The sequence below is a fragment of the Acetatifactor muris genome, assembly GCF_024623325.1.
GTDB classification, from domain to species: Bacteria; Bacillota; Clostridia; order Lachnospirales; family Lachnospiraceae; genus Acetatifactor; species Acetatifactor muris.
The window spans coordinates 41,423-66,257 of sequence record NZ_JANJZD010000006.1; the positions used below are offsets into that span (position 1 = coordinate 41,423).

At 50.9% G+C, this 24,835-nt stretch carries 19 protein-coding genes; 3 read left to right on the forward strand and 16 right to left on the reverse strand.

From position 1 onward, the window contains the following. Positions 1 to 105: 105 nt before the first annotated feature. Together NSB25_RS07150 and NSB25_RS07155 are read right to left on the reverse strand one after the other, a co-directional pair. Positions 106 to 2,838, reverse strand: coding sequence for a beta-N-acetylhexosaminidase family protein (locus NSB25_RS07150; RefSeq protein WP_146039989.1), 2,733 nt, complete (start codon positions 2,836 to 2,838; stop codon positions 106 to 108). 79 nt (positions 2,839 to 2,917) lie between these two features. Then, entirely contained in the window at positions 2,918 to 5,977 is a 3,060-nt protein-coding gene (locus NSB25_RS07155) for a glycosyl hydrolase 2 galactose-binding domain-containing protein (protein ID WP_103238755.1), read from the reverse strand. A 262-nt stretch (positions 5,978 to 6,239) separates the two neighbouring features. On the opposite strand from NSB25_RS07155, the gene NSB25_RS07160 reads away from it, so the two are divergent. Further along, the gene (locus NSB25_RS07160) at positions 6,240 to 7,508 is read left to right on the forward strand and encodes an alpha-L-fucosidase (RefSeq protein WP_172454993.1); all 1,269 of its coding nucleotides are present in this window, start codon (positions 6,240 to 6,242) and stop codon (positions 7,506 to 7,508) included. Between the two features lie 39 nt (positions 7,509 to 7,547). Here the strand turns inward: NSB25_RS07160 and NSB25_RS07165 are convergent, their stop codons facing one another. The 10 genes from NSB25_RS07165 to NSB25_RS07210 form a co-directional block, all read right to left on the reverse strand. Beyond that, positions 7,548 to 8,618: a glycoside hydrolase family 88/105 protein gene (locus tag NSB25_RS07165; RefSeq protein WP_172454994.1), complete on the reverse strand. Its 1,071-nt coding sequence runs from the start codon at positions 8,616 to 8,618 to the stop codon at positions 7,548 to 7,550. Positions 8,619 to 8,640: 22 nt separating this feature from the next. After that, entirely contained in the window at positions 8,641 to 9,648 is a 1,008-nt protein-coding gene (locus NSB25_RS07170) for an aldo/keto reductase (RefSeq protein ID WP_172454995.1), read from the reverse strand. A gap of 30 nt (positions 9,649 to 9,678) precedes the next feature. Next, entirely contained in the window at positions 9,679 to 10,773 is a 1,095-nt protein-coding gene (locus tag NSB25_RS07175; protein WP_103238759.1) for a glycoside hydrolase family 88 protein, read from the reverse strand. 13 nt (positions 10,774 to 10,786) lie between these two features. Further along, on the reverse strand, positions 10,787 to 12,613 hold the full coding sequence (locus NSB25_RS07180) for an alpha-galactosidase (protein ID WP_103238760.1): 1,827 nt from the start codon (positions 12,611 to 12,613) through the stop codon (positions 10,787 to 10,789). Next, positions 12,564 to 14,177, reverse strand: coding sequence for an extracellular solute-binding protein (locus tag NSB25_RS07185; protein ID WP_103238761.1), 1,614 nt, complete (start codon positions 14,175 to 14,177; stop codon positions 12,564 to 12,566). The genes NSB25_RS07180 and NSB25_RS07185 overlap by 50 nt, the downstream gene beginning before the upstream one ends. A gap of 27 nt (positions 14,178 to 14,204) precedes the next feature. Then, a complete protein-coding gene (locus NSB25_RS07190) occupies positions 14,205 to 15,071 on the reverse strand; it encodes a carbohydrate ABC transporter permease (RefSeq protein ID WP_103238762.1) in 867 nt (288 codons plus the stop codon). A 9-nt stretch (positions 15,072 to 15,080) separates the two neighbouring features. After that, positions 15,081 to 16,016 (reverse strand): ABC transporter permease, encoded by a 936-nt coding sequence (locus NSB25_RS07195; RefSeq protein ID WP_103238763.1) that lies wholly within the window; start codon positions 16,014 to 16,016, stop codon positions 15,081 to 15,083. Between the two features lie 181 nt (positions 16,017 to 16,197). Next, positions 16,198 to 17,991 carry a sensor histidine kinase gene (locus NSB25_RS07200; protein ID WP_103238764.1) on the reverse strand — a complete coding sequence of 598 codons (1,794 nt, stop codon included), beginning with the start codon at positions 17,989 to 17,991 and terminating at the stop codon, positions 16,198 to 16,200. Next, complete coding sequence (locus NSB25_RS07205) at positions 17,988 to 19,052, reverse strand: response regulator transcription factor (protein WP_172454996.1); 1,065 nt, start codon at positions 19,050 to 19,052, stop codon at positions 17,988 to 17,990. The genes NSB25_RS07200 and NSB25_RS07205 overlap by 4 nt, the downstream gene beginning before the upstream one ends. 125 nt (positions 19,053 to 19,177) lie before the next feature. Then, positions 19,178 to 20,239: a glycoside hydrolase family protein gene (locus tag NSB25_RS07210; protein WP_172454997.1), complete on the reverse strand. Its 1,062-nt coding sequence runs from the start codon at positions 20,237 to 20,239 to the stop codon at positions 19,178 to 19,180. A 255-nt stretch (positions 20,240 to 20,494) separates the two neighbouring features. Between NSB25_RS07210 and NSB25_RS07215 the strand changes: the two genes are divergently transcribed. Both NSB25_RS07215 and NSB25_RS07220 read left to right on the forward strand, forming a co-directional pair. Further along, positions 20,495 to 20,935, forward strand: a complete 441-nt coding sequence (locus tag NSB25_RS07215) for a LytTR family DNA-binding domain-containing protein (RefSeq protein WP_103238766.1) — start codon at positions 20,495 to 20,497, stop codon at positions 20,933 to 20,935. 9 nt (positions 20,936 to 20,944) lie between these two features. Next, positions 20,945 to 21,424, forward strand: a complete 480-nt coding sequence (locus tag NSB25_RS07220) for a DUF3021 domain-containing protein (protein ID WP_242982337.1) — start codon at positions 20,945 to 20,947, stop codon at positions 21,422 to 21,424. Positions 21,425 to 21,436: 12 nt separating this feature from the next. On the opposite strand, the gene NSB25_RS07225 is transcribed toward NSB25_RS07220, so the two are convergent. The 4 genes from NSB25_RS07225 to cls form a co-directional block, all read right to left on the reverse strand. Continuing rightward, on the reverse strand, positions 21,437 to 21,622 hold the full coding sequence (locus NSB25_RS07225) for a hypothetical protein (RefSeq protein ID WP_103238767.1): 186 nt from the start codon (positions 21,620 to 21,622) through the stop codon (positions 21,437 to 21,439). A gap of 2 nt (positions 21,623 to 21,624) precedes the next feature. Beyond that, positions 21,625 to 22,557, reverse strand: coding sequence for a hypothetical protein (locus tag NSB25_RS07230; protein WP_103238768.1), 933 nt, complete (start codon positions 22,555 to 22,557; stop codon positions 21,625 to 21,627). Between the two features lie 373 nt (positions 22,558 to 22,930). After that, the gene (locus NSB25_RS07235) at positions 22,931 to 23,152 is read right to left on the reverse strand and encodes a hypothetical protein (RefSeq protein WP_242982338.1); all 222 of its coding nucleotides are present in this window, start codon (positions 23,150 to 23,152) and stop codon (positions 22,931 to 22,933) included. A 52-nt stretch (positions 23,153 to 23,204) separates the two neighbouring features. Next, positions 23,205 to 24,782 (reverse strand): cardiolipin synthase, encoded by a 1,578-nt coding sequence (gene cls, locus NSB25_RS07240; RefSeq protein ID WP_172454998.1) that lies wholly within the window; start codon positions 24,780 to 24,782, stop codon positions 23,205 to 23,207. Between the last annotated feature and the right edge of the window lie 53 nt (positions 24,783 to 24,835).

Genomic DNA, 24,835 nt, shown 5'->3' on the forward strand with positions numbered 1-24,835 from the left:
AATCAAAAACCACCGAAAAAACCAGGGCCGTCATCTGACAGCCCCGTTTTTCACTCATGACTATTTACAACCACTCATTTCTCAGCCTGAACAGTCATGCATCCGTTACTCATACAGCCAGTCCAGCTTCTCCGGCGTCTCCCCGGAAAGCCCGGCATTTCTCGCCTGAAGTTCCGCATTCGCAGGCACCACTCCCACAATGGTAAAGCCGCCTGTTCCCATATAAATCTCATGGGTTCCCTTCTCATAAAAGTAGGCATGGATATTGCAGTTGGGGCAATTCTCCGCCTGCAGCGCATTGGCATACACCACGCTTAAGCCCCCTCTGTCATCCGCGTGGGTATTGGTCTCCAGATCCGGAAGCTTCAGCCATTCCACGCCTCCGGCATTCATATAGGCAATCAGCACTTTTACATCCTGTGAAACCTTCAGGACGATTCTTGCGCCTTCGGACATGGCACTGCCAAGGCCAAAGCGAATCCCCGTGAGCCCGTTCAATTCCGGCGCCAGCATGGTAATGGGAGCCGCCATATCCGTAAAAATACTCTCGCCCTTTTGCACTGTATAGGTTTCGCAGGCGCATTCTTCAAGCGCAAAAGGCACTCCGCTCAGGGCTTCCGCCTCCTGCTCTTCTTCCCCTTCCCCGGGGAAAATGCCGTTCTTCATTTCCTCCAGATGCGCCTTAAAGCAGGCAAATTCCTTCTCATACTCCGGCAGGCACTGGGTCCAGTGTCCATAGGCCGAACCGTCTGTGAATGGAATTTTCCGCTGTCTGGTCTGCATACTGCAGGCATAGAGATACGTCCGCTCTGTGAGCTTTGCCAGTCTGCGGTAATGCTCCAGACTCTCCTCCCAGGGGGCCACAGCGTCTTCCAGCAGCGTCAGATCCCCCCGCAGATTTTCGTCCATGGTATATTTATAATGGAGAATGCAGAATGCCGCTTCCAGCTTCTTCGCATAACTCAGCGTAAGTTCCTCCATAGCTTCCGCGTCTGTAAGCCAGTGTGCCAGCTCCTGCCGGTTCTTCCCCGCATTTTCCTGGACTGATCGGAAAAGCGCTGCGGCTGTCCGGGCATAATTTACTGCTTCTGCGCACATATCTGCTGTGGTCTCCCCATAAAAAGGTTCTCCTGCCAGCATTCTGCGGATTTCATCATCCGGCTGCTCTCCCGGCGTGGAAACGGATCTCCACAGTTCATAATTGGGCCTGTAACGCTTTACATTTGTAAACTGGCTCATGGTCATCCCCAGGCTCATGGTCTGCCTGTTCCCCTCTGTGATTCCCACGCGACGCAGAATTCGCGGCGCGCACTGTCCCAGCGCATTTACCGCCCGGTAAATTCTGTCAGCCCCATCTGTATCCACTGCAAAATGTCCGGCAAATACATCCCGCCAGTAAAGCCGCTCTGTATCCGGGTCTCTGTCCGGATTCCACGCATATCGAAACCATGCCCGATACCACAGCCAGTCTCTCTCCATCTGCAGCAGCCTCTCCTGCTCTCTGTCCGGCGCATAGGGCCAGTCCCAGAAGAACAGCGGATACAGATGCAGCCCGTTGCAGTTCAGCCTGCTTCTTCCTGCCTGCATACATTTCCGAATGAATTCGGTAGCCCCATAGCGGAAAGGCTCCAGATCCGCCAGCACATGCACATTCATAATATGAGTCTGTCCGTGAGAAGCCAGCCGCTCATGAATGTCCTGCCATTTCCCCGCAGGCAGATAAGTTGTCAGACCTTCTCCATTATATTTCCACATGGTATAGAGATGATCATAGAGCGGTACCGCCTGCTCCATAACCGCGTTGGGATCGCAGTCATGTCCGCGCAGAATCAGAGGCGGCAGCTCCTTTAATCCCGCTTCTCTGACGCCTTCCTTCACAGCCGGGATGATTGTCTGGATGAACCAGTCCGTCTTATTCTGTTTGCCCCGAAGCGCTTCTCCCAGACATACCATGAGACCGATATGGGGAAACGAGGTGATAAACTTCACAATAGATTTGTAGGTATAGTCTCTGTTCAGCTCCGTGATCGAAGTCTGCAGCAAATCTATATGATGCTTTTCCGCCAGCGGCAGCGGAATGTGAATACTGTAAAATTTCAGCACCAGCCAGATACCTCTGCGGTCACATTCCTCCGTAAGCCAGCCGAACATCTCCCTGTTCTTCTCATATTCTTCCTCTGTCACCTCCAGAGCTTCCGGATAGTCCTCCAGCTTCACCAGAGAGGAGAATGGCTGACCTGTCCAGAGATACAGTACATTACACCGTTCCTCCAGCAGCTGCTCCAGGAATTTCTCCCACAGTGCTTTGTCGTAAAACCAGGGGAATCTGGCCGGTGTGATGGGATACTCATAGGTCAGCCTGGGAGGCTCCACCTTTGTAAGCTGCAGTCCCACCGCCGGGCCTCTCAGGCGAAATGCAGGGGCATCCGCAAATGCCAGATCATGGTCCGCCACCGCTTCCGTCTCCTCTGCGCGAATCCGATCCGCCAGTGCCATGGCGCCGTAAAGTGCGCCTGTCTCCGTCCCTCCCACAGCCACGAACAGATTCAGCCCCGACAGGAATGCCAGATAAAATCCTTCTCCTTCCGGCGCTTCTGTATGGTACAGCAAAAGCTTCTCCTCTTCCAGCCTCCGAATCAGACCGCCTTCCCGTCTGGTTCCCACATAGATACTGCTGACGCCGGTCCGCTGCTCTCCGGCCTCCCATGCTGCTTCTGTCACATACTCAATGTCAAATCTCCGGTTGTTCAGTGCTTCTTCAATTCTGGCAAGCCCCGTCTCAATCCTTTTGTTCTCCGCCGCTTCCCTGATAATTTTTACTTTTTTTCCTGTTTCCATACTTTCCTCCGTTTTACTGTATACATCTTCGAATTTGCCTTTATTGCTTTCCTTTCCATGCAAGGCGGTGCCGCCTTCCTTATCTGCCTCGCAGCAGCGCATCCAGATTGGCGTTTACTCCCATGCGTCCTGTGGTCTCCAGGCTCACCGCCAGAAGCTTCCCTTTTCCTGCCGGAATCTCCAGCACAAAGGGGAGCTTTCCCTTGGCGCCGCTGTCTGCACGGAAACCGTCTCTGGCATAGGTATATACCCTGCACTTTCCCTCTGATGCGGTGTCCACAAAATACCCGCCCAGCACATCGATATACCCCTCCCTGTCATTGTACAGCATGTTCATGGAGTAACTGCGGTATGTTTCATCCGCGGCTGCGAAAAATACTTCCTGACATTTCTTCAGCCCAATGTCTTCTCCCTGCATTCTGAAAATGACACTTTTGTCATCTCCCCAGAGAAGCACCACAGTCCTGCCCTCTTCTGTAAGCTTCTCCGCAGTCCTCTCCAGCTTTGCCCTGTTCTCTTCCACAAGCGGCGGCAGAATCACATGACCTGTACAGGAATCCTCCACAGAACCGCTCTTCTCAAGTTCCTCCGGCAAAATCCTCCACGCCGCAGGGTATACCGTCAGCGTTAACTTTTCCCCGTACAGCCGGTCGCCGCCGAAAGCAGCCTCCTCTGTCACGTCCCTGACACAGCCCTCCACCGTCACTTCGGTCACTCTCTCCACAAAAGGAACGGTCACTTCCACGGTACCCAGGAACGCTGAGGACGCCGCCTCCACCGACCCTGTCAGCAGGAAATTCTCCTGTCCCGAGACAGCCTGGACTTCCAGGCACCTGTCCTCCCCGCTGTCGTTCAGCAGCCATACCTCCACGGGAATCTTCTCCCCGCCATAGACATATGTCCTGGGACAGTAGAAATTCATTCTCACGGGAATCAGACTGTCCCGATAAGCAAAATAGGCTCTCTTCGGCACGCGCTCGCAATCCACCAGCGTCTTCATCCAGCCGGCCGGCCAGGCATCAATCAGCAGATGAATGGCCGTATGGCTGATGATATCCGCTCTTCTGCGGAAGGCATCCGTCATCAGAGTCGTAGCCTTAGCCTGGAAAATCTGGCTCTCCCTGACCCAGTCTTCCATGGTCTCCTGCTCCTGATACCAGTCTCCCTGAAGAGAATGTGTCTGGGAACGCAGGATTTTATCCGGGTACCAGTGTCCCTTTTCATCCGTTTTCAGCCACGCCTCCGGGTATCTGGTCTTCATCACATGCAGATTGTCCAGCCCCTCCGCTCCGTACTCTCCGCAGCCCGTCATCCAGCCCGCCTTTACTGCGGGCAGATACCCGGCCAGCAGCTTGCCGATGGGCATGGCATGATGGGAATACCACATGGTATAACAATGAAAATCCGGCATTCCTTCCACTGTGGGCGGCTCGTAATCCCCCTCTACATTCTTCACCACGCGTCCCGGATTTTCCGTGTAGATAGCCTGCCTGGCCGCCACAAAAAAGGCTTCCAGCTCATCTCTCATCAAATGCCTGTGTCCCTTGGTCACACTCCTGACAGAGCCTTTTGATTTCGGGTCCTCTGTCTTTCTGATGGACATGGGCTCATTGATCAGCGTCACCATCACGGAAGAGGGATGATTGCGGATCAGATGCTCCAGCTCCACACACTGACGGACCCCTTCCGCAAACTGGGGCCTGCGCATAAAGCTGAACAGCGGCAGGTCACACTGGTGCATCATGCCCAGCATATCAAAATAATCGTAAATCTCACGCTGCACCGGCCTTTGGGTCACGCGGTAATAGTTCATATTGCAGAGCTTTGCAATCAAGATATCATCTGTCAGTGTGTCCCAGTCCTTCCGCATCACACACTGCTGCAGATGTCCCATCTCATTGGCCCCCCGCAGCACCACAGGCCGATTGTTCAGGTAGAATTTCCCCTTCGGCACACTGTTCTCATCGCTGACAAACTTGCGGATTCCCACAGTCTCTGTCAGACGGCTTACACAGGAAACCTGCGCTTCCTGCCGCCCTCGGTTGGCATTTCTCTCTGCCTCTGCCCCGATCTCTCCCGCTTTCGCCGGTGCCAGCTCCAGCAGCGCGCCATACAGCCAGGGAGTCTCCGGCTCCCACAGTCTGTAGTCTTTCATCTCGACCACAAAGCGATACTCATTCTGCCCCACACCGATATATGGCACCGGATGCGTGTGTTCCGCCAGGGCCTCTCCCCTGAAATTTCTGGGAAGAATCCGCAGCTGCAGCTCATATCCCATCTGCAGCTCCTCTGTATAATTCCTCACCCCGACTCTCACCTGTGCCGTATGTGTATCAATATCCGGACAGACAAAGACATCCTCCACATAGATGACAGGACGATATTCCAGTGTCACCCTTCCCGTGATGCCAGCACCTGCAGGGCAGTGATGCCAGCCAATTTCCGGGTCATCCCATCCCGGTCCCGTGGCAGCATACAGCTTGTCGCCATCCAGCAGGTCTCCCACGCCCATCATGGGAATGTCATTCCGGCATTCTACCACAAGTTCGTTGTCCCCGCCGGCATGTACATAATCCGACACGTCAAAGGAAAAAGGAGCGAACAGCCCTTCATGGCTTCCCACAAAGCATCCGTTCACGTACACTTCCGCGATATAATCCACACTCTGAAACTGCAGAACCACTCTCTCTTGGGGCCCTGACTCCCTTGCGGAAAAGAAGGTTCTGTAATATCCTCTCCACTTGCCCTTCTCTCCCGCAGGGCCTCTGTAATCCGGCAGTGTCACTTTCTCCCAGGCTGCGTCCGCCCTGTCTCTGTCCGTGAAGACTTCCCCCTTTTCCAGGTACCGGAACTCAAACTGTGCAAGCTCCGTGATTTCTGTCCCTGTTTCCTGTACGGGAAGATGATTTTCCATAAACGGACGATACTTCTCCCGCATCGCCGCAAGCTCCTTTTCAAATGCCTTCAGCCGCTCCTCATGGGGAATCTCCTGTCTGAAGCACACTGCCTTGCGGGGAAATGGCCTGTCGCTTTTTTCAAACAGCCTGCCGTTTTTCTCCACCGGCGGAATTTCACAATGCTTTTCTGTCACATGAATCCGATTGTCTGCTATATCCTGAAAAATATCCTTCTGAGCCATATGACCTCCCTTCCTTTACGCAGTCAGAAAATCTGCATTTTCTCCATTGTAACACGGCAGCGGAGGAGCCAAAATCATAATAATTTCAAAAAGTTGACTTAATGCAAGCAAAAAGCTTTCACTTGAGCCATTACACATTATAAAAGTCCAATCGAAATAAGTGTTTTGTTTCATTGTAACGCAGATAATGAATTGCTATAATGGAACCTGGATAAGAGAGCACCTTCAGCTTTATGCTAATACAAAACAAGGAGGCGTTGTTATGAAAGCAAAACCAACCCAAAGGCAACTGGAATTCATGGAATGGGAGTTCGGACTGTTCTTTCATTTTGGAATCCGCACCTTTTATCCCGGCCATAAGGACTGGGACGGCAACGAGGCGGCAATGCTGCCGGAGGGCTTCAACCCGCCGAACCTGGACTGCAGACAGTGGATTCGGACCGCAAAGGAAGCGGGGGCCGCTTACGCGATTATGACCTGCAAGCATCACGACGGCTTTGCAAACTGGCCGTCCAAATACACCTCCTATAATATCTCTCAGACTCCCTGGAAGGACGGCAAAGGTGATGTGGTGGCAGATTATGTGGCAGCCTGCAGAGAATACGGGCTGAAAGTGGGCTTGTACTTTTCTCCGGCAGATGCCAATATCATCGGGAAAAATCTGACAGCCGCGGAATATGATCAGAACTTTATCGACCAGATCTCGGAGCTTCTGACCAATTACGGCAAGATTGACTATCTGTGGTTTGACGGCTGCGGCTCAGAAGGGCATGAATACGACCAGGAGAGAATCATAGGTGTCATCCGTTCCCTGCAGCCTGAGATTTTGATATTCAATATGTGGGATCCCGATACCAGATGGATTGGAAATGAAGAAGGGATTGCGCCCATTCGAAGTTACAACGAAGTGGATGCATTGGATTTTTCCGTGCGCACAGACAGGAAAGACATTTTGGATAACCGCAGTTTTCTTCCGGCGGAATGTGATATCAGAATGCGCCGAGATACCTGGTTTGCCAGCGAGCAGGATCAGGATACAGTGAAGACGCTGGATCAGCTGATGGGCATCTATGATTATACAATAGGAAGGGGATGTAATCTGCTGCTGAATATCGGTCCCGATGCTTCCGGGCTGCTGCCCGAAGTTGATACAAACCGACTGCTGGAATTTGCGCAGGCGCTGAAGGCCCGTTTCAGCAAGCCTGTCCTTACCCTGGAAAATCCTCTTCTGGATACGGAAAATCAGGAACTGATCATTGATCTGCCGGAAGAAACCACCATCAACTGCATTGTTCTCTCGGAGCATCTGGAAGAGGGAGAATATATCCGCAGCTTTCAGATTTATTCCCAGCCTGTACTGGCCGGAAGACGACTGCTTTTCCATGAAGGATATCATGTAGGACATAAGGCGGTATGCACCTTCCCGGCGGTGGCCTCGAAACGTTTTATCCTTGTCTTTGATGCGGAGAAAAAGCCGGATTGTCTGAAGGAAGTCAAATTCTTTTACACCAAAAATGAGTATGGATTCTGAATCTCTGACAGACAATGACAGACAGCCTGCGGCTGTCTGTCACTGCTGTTCCATGGCTCCTGCCGCCCATAAGCAACCGCACAGGGCCTCCTGACCGTTGACTTTCCGGGGATAATGCACATAATCCTCATAGCTTTTCTGCACACAAAGCCCCTCACAGGCCCCATGGACGTCCAAAAGTCCTTCCGAATTTTCAACGATCCGGCTTTTCATCCCCTCATAGCCTCTTTTCACCGCATTTTCATAGACTTCCCCCTGCACCAGCCCCAGCCGGAGAGCACGGCGGAAAGCATAGGTAAACATGGCGCTGCCCGACACATCACACCAGTTGTCCGGTCTGCCCGGACGGTCCACCACCTGATACCACAGCCCGCACGCGTCCTGCACCCTGACCAGACCTGCCAGAAGCTCCGACAGCTGCTTTTTAGCTGTCTCAAAAGCCGGATGCCCCTCTGGCACCATATCCAGCACCTCCGACAGGATCAAGGCATACCAGCCAAGGCCCTCGCTCCAGACGCAGGGCGATTTCCCGTCCTCCCCCGCCCAGGCCGCCAGACTGTCCTCACTGTAGGCATGAACCAGCAGACCGTCATGAACATGACAATACCGATAGATCAGTTCAAGCTGCCGCTTTGTCTCGTCAAAACAGGCCGGTTCCCGGAACATTCTTCCGTAGCGGCAGTAAAACATCTGCCCCATAAAGACGCCGTCCACCCACATCTGCCCGGGCAGCCCATTCCTGACATGGAGGAAGCCGCCCTCCCGGGTCCTTGGATAGTCCCGGAAAGCCTCATAGATACGGCGGCAGGCTTTCCCATAACGAGCCTCCCCGGTCTGCCCGTACATCCAGACCAGGACGGCGCCCGCCATCATATCATCCATGCTGTTCCCCTTAAACCCGATGACCTCCCCGTCCGCCGTCACATGTGACCGGCAGTATTCCTCTATGTACGCCAGATACCGCTGATCTCTCACGGCTTCCCACAGCTTTGCGAAGCCCATCAGCAGATATCCCTGGGGATAGGACCAGTCCTTGTAAGGGTACCCGCCCGCCCGGGGAAATCTTCTCATCACCGTATCCGCAAGCCTTACTGCATACCCAGTGTCCATGCCCTTTTCCTCCCTGCTCTCCTCAATACGCTTCCCTTGCATAAGGAGAAAGGATCCGGTCAATTCTGCGGATTTCCTCCTCGGAAAACGCCGTATTTTCCATGGCTTTTAGATTATCGTCAATCTGGGAAAGCCTGCTGGCCCCGATAATCAAGGTGGCCACAGGGGCAGTCCGGAAGCACCAGGCAAGGGCCATCTGGGCCAGGGTCTGTCCCCGCTCCCCGGCAATCGCATTGAGTTCCTTTGCCGTGGCCACCTTTTCCGCCGTCACCTGCTCCTCCTTTAAAAATACACTGTTTCCCGCTGCCCTGGAACCCTCTTTGACCCCGTCAAAATACCGGTCCGTCAAAATACCCTGGGCCAGACACATGTAAGCCGCCGCTCCTACCCCGTGCTTTTCCAACAGCGGCATCAGCTTTCCCTCCGGTCTGCGGTCAAACATACTGTAATTGACCTGATGCACCAGACAGTGGATCCCCCTGTCCTCCATGGCCTTCAATATGTTCTCCGTAAGCTCGGAATCATAATTGGAAATCCCCACGTACAGCGCCTTCCCTGACCTTACAATATACTCCAGGGCCTCAATGGTTTCCTCAATGGGCGTATTCCTGTCCGGTCTGTGGTGATAAAATAAATCCACATAATCCAGTCCCAGTCTCCGCAGACTGTTATCGCAGGAAGCCACCAGATTCTTCTTTGACCCCCATTCCCCATAGGGTCCGGGCCAGTGACGGTATCCTGCCTTTGTGGCGATAAACAGCTCATCCCTGTACGCGGCCAAATCTTTCCGGACAATCTTTCCGAAGCATTCCTCCGCGCTTCCCGGAGGCGGACCATAGTTATTGGCAATGTCAAAACAGGTAATCCCCCTGTCAAAGGCCCCCAGAACCATTTCCCGGGCATTGGAATAGGAAGACCCCTCCCCGAAATTATGCCACAATCCCAGAGACAAAAACGGCAGCATCACACCGCTCTTCCCGCACCTTCTGTACACCATATCCTCATATCTCGCTTCATTGGCTATATACATTTCCACCCTTCCCTTCCCATTTCCATCCGCCTAAAATATCTTAACCCCCCAGCCTTCCAGTCTGGCCAGAGCCTCCAGATAAAAATAATCTCCGTAAATCAGGGATACATCCACCTGCTCCCCTGCGGGCCTATGCCCTGTGCCGTGCAGCAGAAGCCCCTCCCAGGACGCCTCCCCGGGCGCCCCGCAGCGCAGCTCCAGATTGCCCAGAAGCTTTCCGGCAGCTTCCCTGTAAAAATCCGCCTTTTCCGTACCCGCCTCCGCCAGTTCCAAAAGCCCGCAGACTGCAATGGCTGCCGCAGAGGAATCCAACGGTTCCGCCTCCCTGTCCGGCGCCCTGAAATCCCAACAGGGCAGCCCGGACTTTTCCAGATGGGCAAGAAAATATCCCGCAACCCTTTCGGCGGCCTCCAGAAACTTCCCGTCCTTCGTATAGCGCCAGGTGTTTGCCATGCCGTAAACCGCCCAGGCCTGCCCCCTGCTCCACGCCGATTTTCCGTCATACCCCTGTCCGCCAAGGGATTCTATCTTCTTCCCGGTAAACGGATCAAAAGACACCACATGACAGACAGAACCGTCCGGACGGATAAACTCTGTCAGAACCGTCCCGGCATGGGCCGCGGCAATATGGGCAAACCTGGGATCCCCTGTCTCTTCCGCCGCCCAGAACAGCAGCGACAGATTCATGGCGGAATCGATAATCGCCCACCCTGTCTTATCCTGATTCCAGGCCCTGATAAAATTGCCTGCCGGGTTAAACCGCCCCGCCAGAAAACCTGCTGCCAGAAGCCCCCTTCTCCGGGCCTGCTCATCTCCCGTGAGCTTATACTTGATCACCGCCGTAGGAAGAAACTGAAAACCCACATCATGGTGCAGATTGTTCTCCTTTACAAAACAGGCCTCCAGTCTGGCATCCCATTCCCAGGCCGCGTCCCTGAAATATTCCCGGCCCGTCATCCCGTACATGATCCAGAGCATCCCCGGCCAGAAACCGCTTACCCAGAAATCCTCCCTGCAGCCGATATATTTCCCCTTCTCCGCATACCACGGAACCCGTCCGTTTAAATGATCCTGCAGATAGACCATTTTGTCTTGAACATTGCCCATCCAGTCCTGATTTCTCATCTTTTTCCCTCTTCTACTTCTCTGCCGCCGTAACCTTCAGTACCTCCGCGGAATGGGCCCGCAGACGCCTGGTGACCACGCCGTCAAACTCTCCCAGATTTTCCCCGCTCCAGAAGTCATGGACCTCCGCCCGGCCTTCCACCCGGAAATCAATACACTTTTCCTGCTCCTGCCAGTTGAACAGACAGACCAGACCCTTTCCCGCTATTCTTCCCACCGTAAGGGAATCATCCTCAAACACAGCCGCCTCGCCTGCGGTTTCCATGAGTTTCTTCAGCACACGGATGCTCTCCTCCGAAATCTCATACAGCAGATCCCCGCTGAGCACCATGCCGCCGCTGGCGACAATAACGGCCCGGTGAAAAAGGAATTCGTCCGGCGTGAGTGTAGATTTCTTAATCACCTGCTCCCCTTTTACCTGATAGTGGAAATCAAGGGGCTCCAACAGCACACAGTCCGGATCGTTGATCCAGAGGCGGTCATGCTGCCAGTTGCGCAGAAATTCTTCCTCCCCATTGCCCTTTACCACCTTCCAGGAACGATAGATGTCATTGGACGCCCGGTTTGCATGCACCAGCCCCAGCTGCGGCCAAAACGGCGCGTTGCACCCCAGGATAAAGCTGTCCTTTTCCACCAGGCCCACAATGGCTTCCATCCCTCTTCGGAACGCCTCCACGGACGTGACTTCATTCTGATAGCGGCAATATCCCGGCAGTGCGCCATAGGCGAGAAAGTCCAGCTTAAAATACCTCATTCCCCATTTGTCATGCATTACCGCCACCACATGCTTCAGATAGGAAAGGGCCTCCGGATGGGTGACATCCAGATAATACCATCTCTTCACATGGCCGGTATGATTATCCGGTTTGCCATTCTCATCATGCAACAGCCAGTCTGGATGCTCATGATATAAATCCGAATCTTCATCCACAATAAACGGGGAAAGATACCCCACAGGTTCCACGCCAATCTGTCTGATAATCCGACAGATCTCCTCCATATCCGCCCCCAGCTCCGGATTGGCCTCCAGCCAGTCCCCGTTGTGCTTCTCATATCCGCCGTCAATCTGAAGCCGCTTCAGCTCCGGAATCCGTTCCTTCATGGCCCTGGCATTCTCGTATAGCCCCCCGGCGGTCATGGGGCGGAGCGCATAATAGGAACACCATCCGGTCATGATTTCCTCCCAGAGCTTCCTGGGGTGGTTCCTTTCAATATCCCGGCTTAAAGCATCAAACAGCCCCTCCCTGTCCGTGCCTGAATAGACAGCCAGCTCCTCCAGCTCCCATCTCTCTCCCGGCCTCAATACCTTGTCTTCCGTATCCTGAACAATCTCCAGCTCATTCTCCCGGAAATAGAACAACCCATGAAAACGACGACAGGAGGTAAAGGCAATCAGCTGCTTGAAACCATCCTCCGGCATCAGCAGCATCAGATTGCTGACTCTCGTCATCCCCTGTCTGTACGGCTCTCCCGGAAAACGGAAAAACGTTTCGTCATCGCCGTATGCCCCCACTGTCACAGGATGCTCCAGGGTTCCCCGATACTGGCTCAGCATGTGGAACCCCTCCCCGTAAAAGGGCGTATCTTTGGACACCGGAAGCGTTCCCCCATACAGGACCACTTCCTTTATCTTTAAGTCCCTGTCAGAACAGTTCAAAATGCTGACCTGCATCCTGTTCTTGTCCGTTTTCTTCTCAATTCTGTATAAAGCCTTCCCGCAGAGGCTTTGATTACTTAAGCGCACTGCGGGATCTGCCTGAAAAATCGTATCCTTACTCATAAGATACTCCTTATTTTCTGTCAAAGGTTCTTCCTTCCTGGTAAGCTTTGGTTGCCTCATCAATCACCTCCTGGCCGCCTCTGCTCAGATATTCTTCCACAAAGGCATCAAAGGAATCGATGGGCTCTTTTCCGTAAAAGATATTTGCGGCCATCTGGTGGAACAGGTCGCAGCCATTGCCGGGCTGTAATTCCGGATGAAGCGTCAGACTTTCCAGCTTACCGGGATCAATATTGTCGATTCCCTCTTTGCTGCTGACATTTTCCACCCAGTCCATAAAATCATCTCCGCCGGGAGTGAAGGGAAGCAGCCTGGAATCATAGGAATCATCCCTTACCAGCCCCATGGTCTTGCGGAAGCTGATTTCGGCAATGCCCACCTGGTCAGTGGGATATTCATACTGCACCTGGCCGTTCTCTTCCGTCCAGTCTTCCCCTTTGATGCCATAGGCCATGAAATCCTGTTCCTCATCTGTACTCATCCGGTCAAGATACTCAAAAATGCGTTCCGGCTCCGGGAAGTCCTTATTGATAAAAATACTTTCAAACACAGGCGAATACTTGTAGGTACCCTGGTCCCCATAAGGTCCCACCGGGCTGGGAATCAGGATAAACTCCCCTTCCGGCACGTTTTGCTGCAGGCTGCTGTTAAATCCGTATAACTGGCCCCCGTTGTGGTCAAACAGTCCCACCTTACCGGTGTAAATCTTATTCAGCCAGTCGCTGCTGTTGGTGGTCAGAGATTCCGGGTCCATGAGGCCCTCATCCTTTAACATTTTATGGAAAGCCAGCGCCTCCTTCATTTCCGGACGGATCATATCCGGCACCAGCTGCCCATCTTCATTTAAGTTCCAGGTAAGCGGGTTCACGCCATAGGCCCCGAAGAAGATGTCCGTGTAAGTCCAGTTTTCTCTTCCCGCAAACGGATATTCCACGCCCATATCCCGGAATGCCTTCAGCACTTCCACAAACTCATCCAATGTGGTGGGAATCCCCAGCCCTGTCTGATCCAGCAGATCCTTTCTGATATAAGTAGCCCTTCTGGTAGCCCTGGATAAGTAGCTTACCGGAATCCCGTAAATATGGCCGTTATATTTATTATAGTCCCATGCATTTTCCGGTATGGTCTTCATCAGATTGGGATACTTCTCCTCCGCGGTGGCAAGGATATCATCCAATGGCATAAATACCCCGTTTTCCACAGACTGGCACATGCTGGGGGATGTATAGTTGTCATAACATTTCACCACATCCGCAATTTCCCCCGATGCGAACATCATCTGCATTTCTTCCGCGAATCTCTTATGGTCCAAAAGCTTTAAAGTCAGATCCAGATTATAACGCTCGTTAAATACTTTCACCCATTTGTCCTGATTGATGTCGGGTGACTGGGCAATATACTCATTCAGCCCGTTGGAAATGGACATGGTAAATTTCAGCGGCTCTTTCGTCTCTTCCTGTGGTGCGTCGGCTTCTTCCGCAGACTCTTCCGTCTGTGGTGCCGCTTCACTTTGTCCCTGCTCACTGGTACCGCTGTTTGACCCCGAAGTATTCCCGCAGCCTGTAAGCACTCCTGCAAACACCGACACTGCCATCAGCATTGCCATTAATTTCTTCCTTTTCATAGATAGCCTCCTTCAATGAATTTATTTTTATTCTTTTACCGAACCCAATGTAGCTCCCGCAGCAAAATGCTTCTGCAAAAAAGGATATACGATCAGGATCGGAACTGTCGCAATTACAATTGTTGCCATTTTTACAGTGGCCGGCGCAAGTTCCACCTGCCCCACATCCACCATGGGGATGTTATCCTCCATTAATATCTGATACAGCTTGATCTGAAGCGTATGCTTCTTCGGATCCCGCAGATAAATCAGCGGCTGCTGCAGGGCGTTCCAATGGCTTACCCCGTAAAATAAGGTCATGGTGGCCATCACCGCCTTGGACAGCGGAATGACAATCTGACAGAGGACCCTGAATTCCCCGCAGCCGTCAATGCGCGCCGCGTCGATCAGCTCCCCCGGAATCCCGGCAAAAAAGGATCGCATAATGAAAAAGTTGTAACCGCTGATCATTCCCGGAAGGATAATCGCCCACATGCTGTTGTCCAGCCCCAGACCCTTGATGACCAGGTAAGAGGGGATCATGGGAGAAGTAAATATCATGGTCAGCGTCACCATCATCAGGATGGGCTTTTTGTGTTTAAATTCCGGCCTGGACAAAGGATACGCCATCATGGCAGTCATAAACAGGTTGATCAGCGTTCCCAGCACCGTGATCACAACAGAATTTTTCAATGCCACGAAGATATTGGGATTACTGAATACCCTCTTATATGCTTCCACATTAAATCCTCTTGGCCAGAACAATACCTTATTCTGCTCGATATAGGTCTTTCCGCTGAAGCTCTCCGCCACCACCTTAAGCAGTGGGAGCACCATGGCAAGAGAAAGCAGGATCAATAACGCGGTACTGATATAGATATAGGTTTTCCGTGCAGGATTGACTTTGATCTTCATACGCACCTCCTAATACAGACTTTCCCCTGTGGTTTTCCGGCTCAGCATATTCCCGCCGTATAAGAGCAGGAACCCTACCACAGATTTGAAAAGTCCTACCGCCGTGGTGTAACTGTAACGCCCCTGCTGTAATCCTGCCTTATAGATATAGGTATCAAATATCTCCAGGACAGAGACATTGGACGCGTTCTGGAATACCCAGATTCTCTCAAACCCGAAGTCCAGGAAATGTCCGATGCGCAGCAGGAACAGAGTGATGATAACAGGCACAATCCCCGGCAGCGTAATATAAATCAATTGCTTGAACTTTCCCGCGCCGTCCAGACTTGCCGATTCATAGAGGCTGGGACTTATGGCTGTCATGGCGGCCAGGTATACCACCGTACCCCATCCCATGTCCTTCCAGATTCCGGCCAATACCACAATGGCCCTTGCCATGGATGCCTCCGTCATAAAATAGATCGGCTCCAGTCCCACCCCCTTCAGCAACAGGTTTACCAGTCCCTGTGATGGGGATAAAAGCTGGGTGATCACGATTCCCCCCAGAATCGTCCAGGAAAGGAAGTGGGGAAGGTATACGACCTGCTGCACCCCCTTCCGGAACCAGCTGCTGGAAATGTCGTTGATCACCAATGCCAGAATCAAAGGCGCCGTGAATCCGAAAAGCAGATCATAAAGGTTAATAATAATGGTGTTTTTCAGTATCGGGAGGAAGTCGCCGTACTGAAACAGGATTTTAAAGTTCTCCAACCCCACCCAGGCTGAATGGAAGATTCCCTTGAAGATGTTGTAATCCTGGAAAGCAATTACATTGCCAAGCAGGGGAATGTACTTGAACAGGATAAAATACAGAATCCCTGGGACCACCATTATGTACAGCATTCGATATTTTTTCCGCTTCCCTTTTTTTCTTCTGCGTGCCATATTTTTTTGCACATCCGCCATACCCTTCACCTCTTTTTTCTTTTTTGTTTTCCCATAACTGTTAAAAAAATTATATAAAAATTCCGCCCTAAAAACCTTGACTATTTTACTCTGAAATTGTATTTTTTTACGATTTCTTCAATATTATTCTTGTTAAAAAGTCAAAAAAAGAGTGCAACGCACTCTCTTTTTGGTCTTTTTGTCATATATTTGGCAGTACCAGCCGTATTGTCGTCCCACCTGTCCCGTTGCGGTACAGAATAATTCCATACGCCTCTCCATAGATCAGCTGTATCCGCTTGTTCACATTATTCAGCCCTATGCCGAATGTAACGCCGGGGACCTCATCCAGGCGATAATACTTTCCCTGCGCAAGTCCGTCTATGCCGATTCCGTTATCCTCCACTTCCACCAGAACCTGATCTCCTTTATGGGTTCGGATACAGATATAATGTCCTTCCCTGATACCGTTTCCAAATGCATGCTGAAATACATTCTCCACCAACGGCTGAATGGTCAGGCGCAATATGGGCTGTTCCATACAGGAATCCACATCCCAGATTATTTCCGGCATCAGCCAATAGCGATATTTCATGATGGTCAGATAGCTTTGCAGATGATCCACCTCATCCGCGATCTTCACCGGCTCCAGCGGGTTCTGCACCGCATAGCGCAGCATCTTCCCCAGCATATTGACCATCTGCTCTATCTCCCTCTGGTCCGCTTCCATGGCATACGTATTGATTGCACCCAGAGTATTATAGAGAAAATGCGGGTTAATCTGCGTCTGCAGGGCCTGGAGCTGAGCATTCCGCTTTGCCAGCTTGTCCTGAGACTGCTGCAGTTCCGCTTTATACACCTTTTCCACCAGCTCCTGCATCTGTTCTACCATTTCGTTGTATTGCAGCATCAGCGTCCCAATCTCATTGCCCGGAATACTCCCGATGACCTTCTCCCATTTTTCCTGCCCCAGCCTTTTCATATACCATTCCAGCTGATGGATCGGCTCCAGAATAGATTTGGAGAAATAATATCCCAAAAGCAAAGTAAGAGGAAGGGCAATAACCAAAGTATAGAGCAGGAGTGTCTTCAGATACTGAATCGGCTTTTCCATCTGGTCCACCGGAATGGTAAATATGCTGATCCACCCACTGGGAAAATCCTTCACGTACGCCATAAAGAAAGGCTTTCCCCCCAGCTTTACCGTAAAGCTCCCCCTCTCTTCGTCAAACAGCTCCATTTCCATATACTCACTGATATGGGAACCGATTTTACCTGTATCCGGCTGATATACCAGATAGCCGTCGCCGTCCGCCACCCAGACTTCCCCCGCCGCCACACTGCTCATAATATGGGGAAGCATGGCGGCCTGTATTTCCACAAAAATCGTTCCTCCCATCTGAAAATAGGAATCCGCCGAAAATCTTCTTGCCACCGTGAGATAATTTACATGTGCCCCTTCTTTTAAATGGCTCAGAAACACTGCGCTCCTGCCATCCGCCGGAAGAATCTCCCGGTATTTATCCGCCTTCTCCACAATACTTGCGTGATCGTACAAATCGCCGTCATATTCCTGTCCCTCATCCCCGTAAAAGCTGTATTCTATCCCGGTATCCCCCACAATGCTCACGCGCCCGATATAATTATTCTGTGATAAGAACCGCCTTAAAAACAGCTGCCGCTCCCCCCATTGCTTTACTACATATTTTTCATAGTAATTGTCCGATCTCTGCAATGCGAAATATTTAATTTCTTTCTGGCTTACCATCTGCAGCGTCAGCTCGTTCAGCTCTTCGATTTTTTCACGGATATCACTGTTAACCGCCTCCGCCGCCTTCCAGAAGGATTCTTCATACCTCTTTTTTATCTCGTTGGCCCCGTTATAATAGCTGAACATCATCATAAATAAAATAGGGCATAAAATCACAGCGATAAACGCAATGATGAACTGCTGAAATAGAGGCCTGTCTTTATAAAAAAAAACCAGCCGGCTCATATTTTTTCCTCTCTGCCTGCTTTCCGGACAGCATTGCTCTTTTTAAATCCTCCGGGGGTCTGTCCGGTAAGTTCCTTGAATACACGGTTAAAATAAGTAAAATCATTATATCCCACTTCCGCCGCGATCTCCGTTATACTCTTTCCACTCCAGCAAAGCAGCTGCTTTGCCTTTTCTACCCGGTATTCCGTCCTGCACTGCACAAAAGATTTTCCTATCTTCTCCTTGAAGATACTGCTGAAGTAATTTGTGCTGAAGCCTGTCTTGGCCGCAAGGTCGGCCAGGGTAATATCCTGGGCGTAATTTTCCTCCAGATACTTATTTGCCATATCCAGCAGCACATCTGTATAATCCGTCTCTCTGCGGCTGCGCAGTTCCTTCTTTAACAGCGTCACAAAATCTACCGTGAGCATCAGAATCTGCTCTTTTGTACAGCCTTCCGTAAGCTGCGGCCGCGCCGTCAGGGTATGTCCCGTTTTCAGGGAAAGCTTCTCCGACAGCAGTCTGCAGAAATCACCCGAAGCTTTCAGGCAATAATCCTCCCTGATCTGCTTCATGGACTCCCGGTACATGGCAAGGCCCTGCTCTATATCTCCTTCGTCCCCCATCCACAGCCCCTGCTGAAGTATCGTCAGTATATTGTCCAGTTCACCGTGGGGAATATAGGCAAACTCATCCTTTTTCGCCGTATCCGGCCGGTACAGAACGCTGGAAATTGACTGAATCAGTTCTTCCCGCTGGACCGGTTTCAGAATATAATCCTTCACCCCATACCGCAGGGCCTCCCTGGCATACTGAAAATCCGCATACCCGGATACAATCACCATTTTTACCTGCTTTCCCGCCAGAAAAAGCTCCCTGCACAGCGATACCCCATCCATCCTGGGCATTTTGATGTCCGTAATGACCAGATCCACCGTATGATTTTCCAGAAATTCCCACGCTTCCTGTCCGTCTGTCGCCTCATACAGCCCGGCAATTTCAAGACCGGATCTTTCGATGATAATTCGGTTTCCCCGCAGCGCCAGCGGCTCATCGTCCACTAATAATATCGAATACATTTTATCCCCCATCCTCACAGATGAATTTATACTGCGCATCGGTTAAATTTGCAGTGCGACCCGACTAAGTCACTGCCTTAAGCAGTGACTTTTAGACCTGCCAGCCAAGTACTTTCCCGGAGACACTACTGTAAATCCTGGCGGTCTGCAGTATATCTCAACGGAACCGCCATATTCCAGGTATCCGTGGCATCGCGAAAACTGTCTGTTCCATTGGAAACAGCGAAAAACAGGCAGATCGGCTTCCCCTCCTCAAAAAGGAGAAAGGGTCTTTCCATATTCCCCATAAGCTCCGTCCTTCCGTCTTCCCAAAGGATTCTGCGGGAATAAGCCTGCTCTCCCCTCACCAGCTGCCAGTGATCCCCGTCCTCTGACCATGCATATACCCCGCCATATTTTTCCCCGCAGACATTACCATGCATGTCCTTGGCAATCATCCGGTACATGGCGCCGTCCCTCCATAGAAACGGATCCTCCAGCTCCACATCCCGGTCAAACAGCGCCTCCTCCGATCGCTCCGTGTAAGGCCCGTCATATCTGAGAGCACGCGCTGTGTGAAGTTTCATCGCGCCATGAAGCAGACCTGAATACGGCGGCTGCTTATATGCTCTGGATTTATAAAGTAACAGGACGCTTCCGTCAGGCTCCACGCAGGGCGCCGGATTGGAGGTCAGCATATTATCCCCATGGCCGGGCCTTACCGGAAGCACCGGCGCCGGAAACCTTTTCCAGGGCCCTGTAATATGATCCGCCACCGCAATGCCTACCCGCTTATTGGCTCTTGCAACGATAACCCTGGGATCCTCCGGCCGCAAATCTTCCCCCAAAGTCAAATCGGCAAAAGGATGGGTACTGCCCGTATAATAAAGCACCCACTTATCTCCCTGCCTGGTAATATGGGGATTGTGGGTCATTCGTCCGTCCCAATACTGCGGCCCTCTTGCAGGCAGCACCGTCCCGGCCCACCGATAAGGACCTTCCGGGGTATCGGAAACGGCCCGCACTACCTCGGATACCAGCAGCCATCCCGGATGCATGGGGAACGCTTTAGGCCACCTGGAGGCAAACATATGATACCTTCCGTCCTCCCCCTTTGCCACACTCCCGCACCATACCCAGAAATCTTTCATGCGAAATCCTCCCTGTAACGGTACCGGCAGCATTCTCTCCTTTAATTGTATCTCCATTCTTCTGCACTCCTTACCTTGTTTATCCAGATTCCCATATTTAAAGCATAACATATATTTTTTTATCATGCTTTAATTTATTTCCTGTACCATTGGATTTTTTTCTTCACTGTTCTCAGTCGGAAGGCAATAGCCACTTATCCTTCCCAATCAACCGACTATGGTAAATCTGTTGAAATCAGCGTACACTTTTTCTATAATACAGACTATGAAAAAGCTTTTTCCATTTCAAAATCATATAAAGGTGGTGGTCAGATGCGGGTTGAAATTGTTATAGACAGTTCCTGTACGGAACCTGAGATTCTCATCAGAACTGCTTCCGTGACAGAGGAAGTCAGCCGCATTGTCGAAAAGCTGTCGGAAAATACGCCGCAGGTAATTTCAGGCAGTAGAAACGGCAAAATCGAAGTACTGGAACAGGCAGATCTGATACGAGTCTATGCCCATAACGGAAAAGTTTTTGCCGTGACAGACAGCGGCGAATACACCTGCCGTCTCAGAATTTACGAATTTGAGCAGCGTCTGGATGCAGACAGTTTTGTCCGTATCTCAAATTCGGAAATCATCAACCTGAAAAAAGTCCGTCATTTTGATTTGAGTTTTACAGGTACGATTTGTGTCAGACTCCTGAACGGAACAGTAACTTATGTTTCCAGAAGATATGTTTCCAGAATCAAGAAAATATTAGGAATATGAGGTGAAAATATGCAGAAAAAAATAAAGAAAAAAATTATTTTACGCAGTCTGTTTGGAATTCCCATCGGAATCACCATAGGATATCTTATTTCCATTGCAGGTTCTCTGATGTGGGGCCAGGGCTATTATTCTCCCTGCGTGCCCGAGCTGGTCTTAAGTTTGGGCAGCGAAATCCGTGCAGTCGTTCTTCAGACCGCTCTCTGTGCCTTACTGGGTTTAAGCTTTTCGGCCACCTCGGTCCTATGGGAAATGGAAAACTGGAGCCTTGTAAAACAGACCGGAATTTATTTTCTGATTAATTCCATTGTCATGATGCCTGTGGCCTGGTTTACCCGCTGGATGGAACACAGCTTTATTGGTTTCCTTCGCTATTTCGGAATGTTTGCCGCAATTTTCATTCTGATATGGGTCCTGGAATGCATCATCGGCAGACGTAATATTGCCAAAATGAATGAAAAACTGCATCAGTCGCGACAGGAAGAAAAGTAACATTTTTCGTCCTCATCGAATTTCTGCCAGCAGTGGCAACAGTTCATATTGAATTCCTTTCACCGCCAGCCCTTCATCAAGGTACTGGCGGATAAAATCGTAAATGCTGTTTGCTCCTTCCTGTTTTAAATTCTGGTTCCCGTGAATGGCCAGGTCCGCCGCTTCTCCCCTTGCCAGTTCCTCCCATATTTGAGCCATATTCAGGGAGTTTCTGTCTCTCTTCCGGCAAGTTCTTTCCGCAGTTTTATAAGTTCTTCCGCTATCCTTGCATTCTCTTCCTTCAATTTTACCTTCTCTTCTGCCATCCTCGCATTCGCTTCTGTCATCCTTGCATTCTCTTCTGTCATCCTTGCATTCTCTTCTGTCATCTTCGCATTCTCTTCTGTCATCCTTGCATTCTCTTCCGTCAATTTCGCCTTCTCTTCTCTCAGCATAATGACATCTTCCACCAGTTGTATCCGCATTCCGATCACCTCCGGGTCTTTCTTTACGGTCTCCACCATCCTGTGCATTTCCCGCAATTCTTCATTTACCGCATTTTTATAGGTTGTATCCTCCATGTAATGCAGCAGCTGCCTTATCGTCTCGTTCGGAACCCCTTCCGTCCCCTTTGTATACAGGAACAGGGTACTTGCACCGTCCTCATATGCCATGTCCGGCACTTCCACGCACTTGTTTTTCACCGTATACACCATACGGTTGTGCCCGAAGGGATCATAGGGCATAATCATGATAATAACCACATTTTTCAGTTTGTCGTAATCTGCTCCGGAATCCAGATTCCTTGCGGCAATCTTTCCATGATAAAACCGCATTCTACGCGGCAGCGCCCTGACATCCGAATCCCTGTCCTTCAGATCCGGCTCGATGTCATAAACCGTCACCCGTTCTCCGGCATCCTCCTCCGGTTCCAGATAGACATCCAGCCTGGCTCCGTGGAGATCCGCATCCGCACCATAGTATGGTTTCTGGGCCGTCACCGCCAGATGCTTAAATTCCCTGCCCAAAATCGTTTTCAGAAGCATCTTCACAAATCTCTGCCCGATCTCCGGGTATGTCACCATGGAACCAAACAGGAAATCATCCAGCAGGTTCATCTCCTCCAGTTTCTTTTTCATGCCTTTTTCTCTCATACCGTTCTCCTTTCCTATTTGGCGAATAGAAGAACATGTATGATGCCTGTTCATAAAATCCCCATCACCACATCTCCGCAATCCGCCATATTCATTTGGAACAGGCATATTCCATTCTCATACAGGGAGCGTCACCGAAATGGTTATGAAAATTTCATTAGATGTTCCCGAAATAGATGGATTTATTCTAGCAGAAAATGCCGGATGTGTCAATCGCATTTTCACTCTTTTGTCAATTTTACGTTTCATTCTATCGTTTTTCTGTTATGATCTTCCAGCCCCCTGGAATGTATCCTCGGCAGGCGTAATATTGACAAAATGAATGAAAAACTGCATCAGTCGCCGCAGTCCCTTTCATGCGATGCCGCAGTTTTCACGGAGCCATCATAAACATTTTGCCGTCAATCAGCTCCGCCCTCTGGCCATCCGGAAGGGCATAAATATCTTCTATGTATATGTTCTTTCCTGTGCCAATGCCATGGGATATTCCATCCTTTTCTGATTCTGAGTTTCCTGCTTTCCGGACAGTTTTAGTGTCCACCGGTATAAGCAGAGAATAGCAGAAGGATACCGGCATGTCAGCAAAAACCGACATTGCCTCTTTCCCTCTGCCATGTACAGGCATGCCCGTTCAGACAGAGCGCCCTCTACAGCAGCGGCGCAACCGCCTTCGCCAGACATCCTGTCAGTTTCACATACCACTTTTCCCTGCGGACTGTCTCCCGGGATACCTCCCTGCATTTCGCCAGTGTGGCCTGAAAATCCGCCTCAATATCCGGAATGCAGTCTGTGTCATACATGTAGGAGGCACATTCGAAATGATGATACAGACTGCGATAGTCCAGGTTGATCGTTCCTACCACCGCCTCCCGGTCGTCACTGACAAATACTTTGGCATGAACAAACCCCGGCGTATACTCGTATATCTTAATCCCGGATTCCAGCAATGACAGATAATGGGTTTTCGCCAGCGCATAGGGAATTGCCTTATCCGGAATACCCGGAAGAATCAGCGCCACTTCAACGCCCCTTTCCGCCGCGAATTTCAGAGCGGTCTCCATCTCACCGTCCAGAATCAGATAGGGCGTCATGATATGTACGTATCTGAGTGACCGGTTCAGGATATCCATGTATACCCGCTCTCCCAGCTTCTCATTGTCCAGAGGACAGTCCCCGTAAGGAATGACATATCCTTTCGCCTTCTCCACCGGCAGTGCGGGACAGGACAGAAAATGTGCGTAATCCTGTTCTCTTTCGTCTATTCCCCAGGTCTGCAGGAACATCAGGGTAAAGCTCTTAGCCGCTTCTCCTTTCACCATGACGGCCGTATCCTTCCAGTGGCCGAATTTCTCTTCCTGATTGATATATTCATCCGCCAGATTTACACCGCCGGTGAAAGCCGTATGTCCGTCAATCACCAGAATTTTCCGATGATCCCGGTAATTATAGTGAGTGGAAATAAATGGGGTCACAGGTGCGAATACTTTGCAGCAAATCCCCAGGGCCTTCAGGCGTCTGGGATAGTCCCGGGGCAGCAATGCAAATTCACAGGAACCGTCATACATAAAACGAACTTCCACTCCCTGCGCCGCTTTCTGTGCCAGAATCTCCAGCACCCTGCCCCACATCAGCCCTTCCGCCACGATGAAATATTCCATGAATATAAAATGTTCCGCCGCCTGAAGCTGCTTCAACATCTCCTCAAATTTATCCTCCCCCAACGGGAAATAAGTCACAGCAGTTCTGTCATACACCGGATGACAGCTGCTCCTGCCGATATAATGGGCCAGTGCGGCCACAGCCCTGTTTTCCTGCGACAGATGTTCCATGGTCTCCGGGTCCTGCGGTATGTTCTCTTTCGTCTCCGTAATAATGTGATCTACCCGTCTCTTCAGCACCCTGTGTCCGATGTCACTTTTCATATATAAGAACAGAAGGACGCCGAACACCGGCATGAGTGCAATCACTATCAGCCATGTAATCTTCGCCGTGGGGTTGATACGGCTGTTCAGAATCCAGAGCCCCACAATAAAGGAGAACAGCTGCATCGCACTGTAATAATGGGGTCTGAACTCCCTGAACCACTGAAAGCCTGTGAAGAAAAGCAGAAGCTGTATCACCAGCAACAGCAGCATCAGCCCGAAGCGGCTGAAAATAGCGTGTATAATACCTTTTTGTCCCTTTTTTAACAGCGTCAGTCCCCTGTTCTTATAGTCTGTCTGCATGATTGTGTCCCTGCCTTTGCTTTTGTATGAGTTGGCCTCTTTCATTCATCGGA